This is a genomic window from Blautia sp. MB18-30, assembly GCF_023669475.1.
Classification (GTDB): Bacteria; Bacillota; Clostridia; order Lachnospirales; family Lachnospiraceae; genus Blautia_A; species Blautia_A fusiformis.
Map to the genome: position 1 here is coordinate 151,116 of NZ_JAMOYY010000004.1, position 9,416 is coordinate 160,531.

Annotated in this window: 12 protein-coding genes; 3 read left to right on the forward strand and 9 right to left on the reverse strand. The window is 44.8% G+C overall.

What is annotated here, in order from left to right; genetic code table 11:
• Positions 1-82: 82 nt before the first annotated feature.
• The 3 genes from NCY57_RS03310 to NCY57_RS03320 are packed head-to-tail and all read left to right on the forward strand — an operon-like array spanning position 83 to position 1,802.
• A complete protein-coding gene (locus NCY57_RS03310) occupies positions 83-616 on the forward strand; it encodes an RNA polymerase sigma factor (protein WP_110102749.1) in 534 nt (177 codons plus the stop codon).
• Entirely contained in the window at positions 617-1,111 is a 495-nt protein-coding gene (locus NCY57_RS03315) for a hypothetical protein (protein ID WP_129975099.1), read from the forward strand.
• Positions 1,112-1,115: 4 nt separating this feature from the next.
• Positions 1,116-1,802 carry a hypothetical protein gene (locus tag NCY57_RS03320; protein WP_173739357.1) on the forward strand — a complete coding sequence of 229 codons (687 nt, stop codon included), beginning with the start codon at positions 1,116-1,118 and terminating at the stop codon, positions 1,800-1,802.
• Positions 1,803-1,862: 60 nt separating this feature from the next.
• Here NCY57_RS03320 and atpC read toward each other — a convergent pair whose 3' ends face one another.
• The 9 genes from atpC to NCY57_RS03365 all read right to left on the reverse strand — a co-directional run bounded on the left by atpC (position 1,863) and on the right by NCY57_RS03365 (position 9,251).
• The gene (gene atpC / locus NCY57_RS03325) at positions 1,863-2,270 is read right to left on the reverse strand and encodes an ATP synthase F1 subunit epsilon (protein WP_015525582.1); all 408 of its coding nucleotides are present in this window, start codon (positions 2,268-2,270) and stop codon (positions 1,863-1,865) included.
• A gap of 9 nt (positions 2,271-2,279) precedes the next feature.
• Positions 2,280-3,677 carry a F0F1 ATP synthase subunit beta gene (gene atpD / locus NCY57_RS03330; RefSeq protein WP_015525581.1) on the reverse strand — a complete coding sequence of 466 codons (1,398 nt, stop codon included), beginning with the start codon at positions 3,675-3,677 and terminating at the stop codon, positions 2,280-2,282.
• 5 nt (positions 3,678-3,682) lie between these two features.
• The gene (gene atpG, locus NCY57_RS03335) at positions 3,683-4,573 is read right to left on the reverse strand and encodes an ATP synthase F1 subunit gamma (RefSeq protein WP_022427144.1); all 891 of its coding nucleotides are present in this window, start codon (positions 4,571-4,573) and stop codon (positions 3,683-3,685) included.
• An 8-nt stretch (positions 4,574-4,581) separates the two neighbouring features.
• On the reverse strand, positions 4,582-6,090 hold the full coding sequence (atpA, locus tag NCY57_RS03340) for a F0F1 ATP synthase subunit alpha (RefSeq protein WP_173739358.1): 1,509 nt from the start codon (positions 6,088-6,090) through the stop codon (positions 4,582-4,584).
• Between the two features lie 7 nt (positions 6,091-6,097).
• A complete protein-coding gene (gene atpH, locus NCY57_RS03345) occupies positions 6,098-6,601 on the reverse strand; it encodes an ATP synthase F1 subunit delta (protein WP_015525579.1) in 504 nt (167 codons plus the stop codon).
• Positions 6,582-7,082, reverse strand: coding sequence for a F0F1 ATP synthase subunit B (atpF, locus tag NCY57_RS03350; RefSeq protein ID WP_173739359.1), 501 nt, complete (start codon positions 7,080-7,082; stop codon positions 6,582-6,584). The genes atpH and atpF overlap by 20 nt, the downstream gene beginning before the upstream one ends.
• A gap of 50 nt (positions 7,083-7,132) precedes the next feature.
• Positions 7,133-7,351 (reverse strand): ATP synthase F0 subunit C, encoded by a 219-nt coding sequence (atpE, locus tag NCY57_RS03355; protein WP_021652814.1) that lies wholly within the window; start codon positions 7,349-7,351, stop codon positions 7,133-7,135.
• Between the two features lie 62 nt (positions 7,352-7,413).
• Positions 7,414-8,079: a F0F1 ATP synthase subunit A gene (locus NCY57_RS03360; protein ID WP_202031519.1), complete on the reverse strand. Its 666-nt coding sequence runs from the start codon at positions 8,077-8,079 to the stop codon at positions 7,414-7,416.
• A 191-nt stretch (positions 8,080-8,270) separates the two neighbouring features.
• Entirely contained in the window at positions 8,271-9,251 is a 981-nt protein-coding gene (locus NCY57_RS03365; protein WP_173739360.1) for a biotin--[acetyl-CoA-carboxylase] ligase, read from the reverse strand.
• Between the last annotated feature and the right edge of the window lie 165 nt (positions 9,252-9,416).

A 9,416-nucleotide genomic window follows, 5' to 3' on the forward strand; every position in this document is an offset into this window, starting at 1 on the left:
TATAAAAACGGCATTTATCCAATGATTTACATATTTTTCTATAAAAGCTGAAGGCTTTCCTTCAGGTTCCGCGTTATAATAAATGAAGCGGGAAGAGAAGGGAGCTGATTGCATTACACGGGAAGAATATCTGGAATATCTGATACATACATACCAAAACTTAATATTTTCCATTTGTCTGAAATCGGTGGGCAATCCCTTTGACGCCGAGGATCTGACACAGGATGTTTTTCTTTCCGCCTACAAAAATCTCTCCCGTTTTGATGGCACCTACGAAAAAGCCTGGCTCAGCAAGATCGCAGTCAGAAAATGTCTGGATCATCTGAAAGCAGCCGGCAGACGTACCATTCCCACAGAGGACACCTATTTTGAACAGCTCCATGATAAAGAGTTTTCCCCGGAGGAGGCATTTCTGGACAAAGATTTCAAGGATCGGATCCGGCATTTATGTTCAGCGCTGAAAAGCCCCTACAGGGAGGTTGCCCTTGAGCATTTCTGCGAAGAAAAAACCGCCGCAGAAATTGCAAAAGCGCAGAATAAAAATATCAAAACAGTCCAGACGCAGATCTACCGGTCCAGATCTATGCTGAAAGCACTGCTGGAAAGGAGTGATTAGATGCACATACCACAGGATGAATTACAGAAATTCCAGAACGGAACCATGAATACGGATGAAATGATCCATTTTCTGGAGCATATGGAGCAATGTGACTTCTGTCTGGATGAACTTCTTCAGAATGAGGATGCCGCTTCTGAGTATGCTCCATCCTATCTGCAGGATGAAATTCTGAAAAAAGCAGCTTCTCCGGAAGTTCAGGCTTCCAGAAAAATACATGAAACTGCTTATTGGATGAAGCTTCTCTGTGCAGGCTTACGGACTGCCGTAGGCATGGGTGTTGCGCTGATCATGCTTTTTTCTGTATCTCAGACAGATTTTACGGCTCTTCATCCTTCACCGGAAACAAAAGTTAAGATTTCTTCATCCCTTGACATTGGTTCCGGCCTAAACCAGCTTTCCATGCAGGTAGGTTCCCAGCTCAGTGAACATTCTCAGAAGATCAGTAATAATCTGAACGATCTTACGAATAAAATTATAAACGGAGGCAAGTAAATTTATGAAAAAACAAAAACATGGTTTCTGGGTATTTATCTTTTCCCTGATCCCCGGTGCCGGGGAAATGTACATGGGATTTAAAAAACAGGGACTTAGCATTATGCTGCTGTTCTGGGGATCGATCGCACTGGCATCCATAACCGGTCTTGGATGGCTGGCCATGTTTCTCCCGGTGATATGGTTCTATAGTTTTTTTAATGTCCATAATCTGAAATCCCTGTCAGAAGAAGAATTCTACTCTGTAGAGGATAATTACATTCTTCACATGGATCAGTTTTCCGGTGATATGGGAAAATTCTTACAAAAGCATCAGAGTGCAGCTGCATGGGTTCTGATCCTGTTTGGTATCTGCATCCTGTGGAGTCGTTTCACAAGTCTTCTGTACTTCATTGTACCGAATAATATGGCCGACTATGTATACAATATCTGCAACAGCCTTCCGCAGATCGTCATTGCTGCAGGTATCATTGCTACAGGTATTTATCTTCTTACTCAGCAGAAAAAGAAACTGAAACAGGAAACCGAAACAAAAGATGAACATTACTGGGAACCCTATCGTCCATATCAGCAGCTGACAGAAAAGCCTGTTCATACTTCTGATAACTCAAACAAAGATCCAGCTTCTGAAGCTTCTTCCATTACTGATCCGGAAAATACCGAATCTGATCCTGCTTCATCCACAAAATAACAGAGAAAAAAAGATCCACTGCCAGTTTCCTGACAATGGATCTTTTTATATGATTTAAATTTACTGCTTATGTGTTACTTTAAGACGTGTCATCGCTCTCGCAAGTGCCATCTGGTTCATATGATACTCCTGGATGCTCTGTTTCTGACGAAGCTGCTCTTCTGCACGTTCCTTTGCTTCCTGAGCACGGCGGATATCAATCTCGTCCGGACTCTCTACGCTGAGGCAGAACAGCTTGGCACGGTTATTGATCATCTCAACAAATCCGCTGCTCACAGCAAACACATACTCATTACCGTCAGCATCCTCAAAACGCATCTCACCGGGAATGATGGCAGCTACAACATTCGCATGATGGGCAAGAAATCCCTGCTCACCATCCACTGCCGGGATAATAAGCTTCTGAGCACGTCCTGCATAAGCCAGTTTATTGCTGGCATATATTTCCAGGCCAAATGTCTCACTCATAGCTGCTCCTTACTGCCGGTTCTCCTCGGCTTTTGCTTTTGCAATTACATCATCAATGGTTCCAACATTAAAGAATGCGTTCTCCGGATAATCATCCATCTCGCCGTCAATGATCGCCTTAAATCCGCGGATCGTCTCTTTCAGAGGTACATATTTACCTTTGATACCGGTGAAGTTCTCAGCTACATGGAACGGCTGGGAAAGGAACTTCTGGATCTTTCTTGCACGGAATACTGTCTGCTTATCTTCCTCTGAGAGCTCCTCCATACCAAGAATAGCAATGATGTCCTGAAGTTCTTTATATTTCTGAAGGATCTCCTGTACTCTACGTGCAACCTCGTAATGTTCCTCACCAACAATATCTGCCTCCAGGATACGGGAAGTAGACTCAAGCGGATCTACGGCCGGATAAATACCCTGCTCAACGATCTTACGGGAAAGAACGGTTGTTGCATCCAGATGGGCAAATGTTGTTGCCGGAGCCGGGTCAGTTAAGTCATCGGCCGGTACATATACTGCCTGTACAGATGTAACAGAACCTTCCTTGGTAGATGCGATCCTCTCCTGAAGCTCACCCATCTCAGTTGCCAGTGTAGGCTGATATCCTACTGCGGACGGCATACGTCCAAGCAGAGCGGAAACCTCAGATCCTGCCTGTACAAAACGGAAGATATTATCAATGAAAAGAAGTACATCTCTGTGCTCCTGATCACGGAAATACTCTGCCATGGTAAGTCCTGTCTCAGCAACACGCATACGTGCTCCAGGCGGCTCGTTCATCTGTCCGAACACTAAGGCTGTCTTTTCAAGAACACCGGATTCCTTCATCTCTGTCCAAAGGTCATTACCCTCACGGGAACGCTCACCGACACCGGTGAAAATAGAATATCCACCATGCTCGGTAGCGATATTCTGGATCAGCTCCTGGATAAGGACTGTCTTACCAACACCGGCACCACCGAACAGACCGATCTTACCACCTTTTGCATATGGAGCAAGAAGATCGATAACCTTGATACCTGTTTCCAGGATCTCAACTGCCGGTTTCTGCTCCTCAAATGAAGGCGGATCACGATGGATGACCCAATGCTCCTCACCGTCCAGGGAATCACCGCCATCTACGGTATCTCCAAGAACGTTGAACAGACGACCAAGTGTTTTATCTCCAACCGGAACCTTGATACCGCTTCCGGTAGCTGTTACTTCTCTGTCTCGCTGCAGGCCCTCGCTGGCTCCCAGCATGATGCAGCGTACGATATTATTTCCAAGGTGCTGGGACACCTCCATAACGCATCTCTTACCGTTGTTCTCGACTTCAAGGGCATCCTTGATATCCGGAAGCTGTCCGTCTTCAAAAACAACGTCTACAACAGGTCCCATAACCTGTACGATCTTACCTTTATTCATAGTCATCACTTCCTTTTTTGTGCTTTAGCACCGCTGATAACCTCTGTGATCTCCTGGGTGATCGCAGCCTGACGTGCACGATTATACTGAATGGAAAGATCCTTCAGCATCGCCTTTGCACTATCTGTAGAGGACTGCATTGCTGTCATTCTCGCACTGTTCTCACTGGCATATGCCTCTACAAGACATCCATAGATCACACCTGTAAGATAGTTGGGGATCATAGTATCCAGAAGTACATCTGCAGACGGAGATAACACGATCTCCTCCTGATAAATATCTGCCGGGATCTGACCCACCTTAAAATCAGCCTTTTTCAGCGGTAAAAGCTGCATATTCACATTTTCCATTGCCATCGCATTCAGCATCTGTGTATAGACAATGTGAATTTCATCCAGCTCTCTTTCAAGAAATGCCCGTACGATCTCTTCCGTGATAAGGCGTGCTCTGTGCATAGTCGGCTTCTGCACGGTATAATGAAAACCGCCGTCCATATCCACATCTCTCTTGCCGAAATACTGACGCCCTACCATACCAAGGACATACAGCTTGTGATGTCCCGGTACCTCTTCCATGAAATCTTCTGTCATTTTCTGTACATTATGATTGTATGCACCAGCCATACCTTTATCACCTGTAATGACAATGGTACCTACCTTTCTTTCATCCTTCGGAACAAGATGACGCTCACTGAAGAAAGGATGCTGGATGTCCGGCATATGACGGAGAATCCTGGCAATGGCAGCCTGCATATTATAGAAATATGGTTCCGTGTCCTGCAGGATCTTCTTGGCCTTCTGCATCTTGGAAGAAGAAATCATGTACATCGCATTGGTGATCTTCATGGTGTCCTGAATGCTTTTCATACGAGTCTGTATTTCTTTTGCATTTGCCATATCAACACCTACCTGCTCTTATCTCTGAATTCTTCTGCCGCCTTTACGATTTTCTCTACAAGCTCATCAGAGAGCTGCTTTGTAGTCTCGATCTCTTTGCCGATCTCAGGATATACATTATCAAAGTACTCCAGAAGATCCTGCTGATATTTCTTGATCTCTTTCTTTTCTACATCTACCATCAGCTTGTGAGTCGCAACGCAGAGAGTAATTACCTGCTGATGAAGACTTAACGGGCTGCAGAGCGGCTGTTTCAGAAGCTCCATCAGACAGCTTCCGTATTTCAGCTGTGCAGTTGTAGCCTCATCCAGATCTGAACTGAACTGGGTGAACACTTCCATCTCTCTGTACTGTGCCAGGTCGATACGTACACTACCGGAAGCTTTCTTCATAGCCTTGGTCTGTGCAGCACCACCAACACGGGATACGGAAAGACCAACATTGACTGCCGGACGCATACCTGAGAAGAACAGATCACTTTCCAGGAAGATCTGACCATCTGTAATGGAAATTACGTTTGTAGGAATGTATGCAGATACATCACCGGCCTGTGTCTCGATGATCGGAAGTGCCGTAATGGATCCGCCGCCTGCCTCTTCACTCAGACGGCTGGAACGCTCCAGAAGTCTGGAATGAAGATAGAATACGTCACCAGGATATGCCTCACGTCCCGGAGAACGCTCAAGCAGAAGTGACAATGCACGATATGCCACTGCATGCTTGGAAAGATCATCATATACAATCAGTACGTCTTTACCCTGATACATGAAATACTCTGCAAGAGCAGTACCAGCATAAGGAGCAATATACTGAAGCGGTGCACAGTCGCTGGCTGTTGCGGAGAATACGGTTGTATACTCCATTGCACCGTATTTTTCAAGATTGGAAACTACCTTTGCAACGGTAGAAGCTTTCTGTCCGATAGCAACATAGATACAGATCACATCCTTACCTTTCTGGTTGATGATCGTATCGGTTGCGATGGATGTTTTACCTGTCTGTCTGTCGCCGATGATCAGCTCTCGCTGTCCACGGCCGATCGGGAACATGGAATCAATGGAAAGGATTCCTGTTTCCAGAGGTACAGTTACAGACTTACGGTCGATGATTCCAGGAGCCGGGTTCTCGATCGGGCGGTATTCCTCTGCCTGGATCTCTCCCTTTCCATCAATAGGCTCACCAAGTGCGTTCACGATTCTTCCGATAAATTTATCCCCTACCGGAATACCTGCCTGCTTGCCAGTTCTGGCAACCTTGGTGCCTTCCTTGATTCCTGTATCCTTTCCGAAAAGAATACATCCCATGCTGTTGGCACGGACATCCTGTACCATACCTTTCAGACCATTCTCGAAGGTCACGACCTCACCGTACATGGCATGATCGATGCCATAAACAGTTGCGATACCATCTCCCACGGAGATGACAGTGCCTACTTCCTGGTCCTTGCTGATTTCGTCATAGTTCTTTATTTCTTCCTTGAGAATCGAAATGATTTCATCTGGATTTATTGCACCCAATTCAATTTCACCTCCGGGTTAATTTCTGTTTCAGTTTCTTATAACGTCCGATGAGGCTCCAGTCGTACTCACGATCTCCTGCCCTGAGAACAAATCCACCTACAAGGCTTTTATCCTCTGTAAGGGTAAGTTCCACTTCTCTGGCAGAAAACTGGCTACGGAGAAACTCCTTCATCTTATTTTCCTGCTCTTCGGCAGGACGTGTTACATAAAGAAGCTCTGCCTTGAGAATTCCTTTCTGTTCCCGGCTGTAAGCATCATAAGCTTCAAGGATCTCTCCGATTCTGTCAATCTTCTGATACTTACACGTTACTTTAAGAAAACTCTTCATTTCCTGCGGAAAAACCCGCTCTATTACCTGTTCTTTTTCTTTGAGGGAAACAAGTGGATTTTCAAGCATCTTACCTATCTCAGGTGTATTCTTAAAAATCCTTCCTGTTTCGCAGATTGCCTCCCCCGGGACAGAAAGACCGTATAATGCTTTTGCATAATTAATGGACGTCTCTGTCATGAGGATCACCTGCTCCTTCTAAAAACTGGTCATATAGGGACATATCCTGTGCTTCGTCGTTCTTTTTTCCCATGATTCTGGATGCTGCATCCATTGCCAGCTCAGCCACTTTGCCTTCCATCGCTTTCATAGCAGTTTCCTGCTCAGTGCTGATATCTCTTCTTGCTTTCTCAAGAATCTGACCAGCCTGATCATTAGCTCTCTTCACGATGCTGTCTGCCTGTACTTTTGCCTCGTCCTTAGCCTGCTCTACAATACTGAAGGATTCCTCCTTCGCAGATTTCAGTGCATCCTCATACTGTCCTTTCAGCTGGTTTGCTTCAGTGGTTGTCTTCTCTGCTGAAGCAAACTGCTCATCGATCATAGCTTTTCTCTTCTCCATAACACCAATGATCGGGCCGAAAAGGAACTTCTTCATTAAAAGATAAAGAACGATCAGGTTTATAATAGTAAAGACAAGGTTGATATCAATTTTAATCACCTGGTCCACCTGCCTCTCTTAATCCTGAATTAGTATCTCGTCTTTACCTATTAGCCAAGCATGATGATGATCAGAAGACCGATTACGAAACCGTAAATAGCTGTTGCCTCTGCAAGAGCACATCCAAGAAGAAGTGCTTTACTGATCTTGCTCTCTGCCTCTGGCTGTCTTGCGATAGCTTCTACTGCTTTAGATGTTGCAAGACCGATACCAATACCTGCTCCAATACCTGTAAGAACTGCGATAGCTGCACCAATTGCGATTAACATAGTTTTTTCCTCCTGTAAAATACAATTTTTTCATTTTTAGATCAAGCGGATCTTCCGCTTCACTACTCAATTGCTTCCTTAATGAACAAGGATGTTAAGAATACAAATACATACGCCTGTATGAATCCGTCGAAGAAATCAAAATACAGGCTGAATGGTATGGGAAGAATGGCCGGACAAACAAACTCCAGCAGCTTCATAACTACGAAGCTTCCCAGAACATTACCGAACAACCGCATGCAGAGAGATGTAGGTCTGATCGCAACTTCCAGAACGTTGATCGGAAGCATGATCGGAACCGGCTCCGCAAAGCTTTTCAGGAAACCCTTCAGTCCCCTTTTATGAAAGCCTGCATACTCGATCAGAATAATGCTCATCAGCGCCAGCGCAATGGTAACATTCATATCCTTCGTTGGTGGTGTAAAACCAAATACGCCTGCGATATTGGCTATTCCGATGTAAATTACGGTTGACATCAAATAAGGCACATACTGTTTGCCTTCTTCTCCAAGGATACCCATGAAGAAATCCTGAAGAAAACTTACCCCGGTCTCCAGAAGCAGCTGCTTCTTACCCGGATTTTCCACACTGAGATTCCGAACTAAGATCAGAGACAGAATCACAAGAACCGCCATGATGACCCATGTGACTACCACGCATTCTGCAATTGGTATTCCACCAAACGCCGGAATGGTAAAGGCTGTCTTACTGTTTAGTTCTTCTGCCAGTGTACTTGATAAATCTCCCGTTTTTCTCCCTCCTTTTCTCTTGGCGCTGATCGTATCTTTTTATAATTGGTATGACCACGCCTTGTAGTTGACTTTATTTTACTCCGCATTTCCAGAATGTCAATATTATTTTTGCCTGTTTTGTACAAAAAAGAATCTGTTTTTTATACAAAATATACAATTCATTTCAATTAACCTTGATCCGACTTCCTGCGTACAGATACTTCTCCATAAGAAAGCAGGGTTTCTGAACCATCCTGTTCTCTCACAAGAAGCCTTCCATCTGGTGCTATGGATTCTGCATAAGCTTCCCTTGTACACTGTCCGTCTGTGATCACGATCATGTTTCCAGGAATGATATTATTTTCTGTATATTCTCTGGAAAGTCCCGGAGTCTCCACTTCCATGAGAAGCTGATTGACGATCTCCGCCACAAGAATACTGCAGTTTATATGCTCTGCGTCCTTCCTGTTTTCAAATAATGCTCCAGCCGTTTCCTGTATATCTTCAGGAAACCCATCTTCCGGCATATACAGATTCAAACCAATTCCTACAACTGCAAACTCAATGTTCCCGCTTTCAAAGTCTGTAACAGCCTCTGTCAGTATCCCACACACTTTCTTATTATGAAGATACAGATCATTGACCCATTTGATCCCAAGGTCGATCCCGCAGATTTTCTTCACTGCACGGCACACTGCAGTTGCCGCAGATGTAGTGATCAGGAGTCCTTCCTTCAGAGTTCGGTCAGGTCTTAGAACGATACTCATATAAAGTCCTGCATTTTCAGGAGAATAAAAACTTCGGCCTCTTCGGCCTCTTCCGCTTTTCTGTCTGCGCGCCAGTATCAGTGCACCATGACCTGCTTCTCCTGAAAATGCAGCCTCCTTGGCTGCCCGGTTTGTAGAATCCAGTTCTCTGTATATTTTTACAGGGACATCCGGATGATCGAGGTAAAGCCGTATTCCTTCTTCCGATAAACGGCTGCCTCCTCGAAGCACATAGCCTTTGTTTGGTCCAGCTTCTATGGTATATCCCTCTTCACGAAGGGATTTCACAGCTTTCCAGATGGCTGCCCGTGTGCAGTTTAGTTCTGCTGCTGCCGCCTCTCCGGATATCAGTTCATTCTCGTGCTGCTCCAGAAGCTTCAGCATTCTTGCTTTTACAGTCATATCTTCACCGTCCGTAATCTGCCTGAAATGGCAAAATTTATTCCCTCCTAAGATTCGAAAGCATTATAGCACTTAAGCATCGCGATGTCTATTATCTTTTTTACATATGCTATCTATATTATTTTTATATTTCAGATGCAGCTATTATATGATTTTTCTCATTTT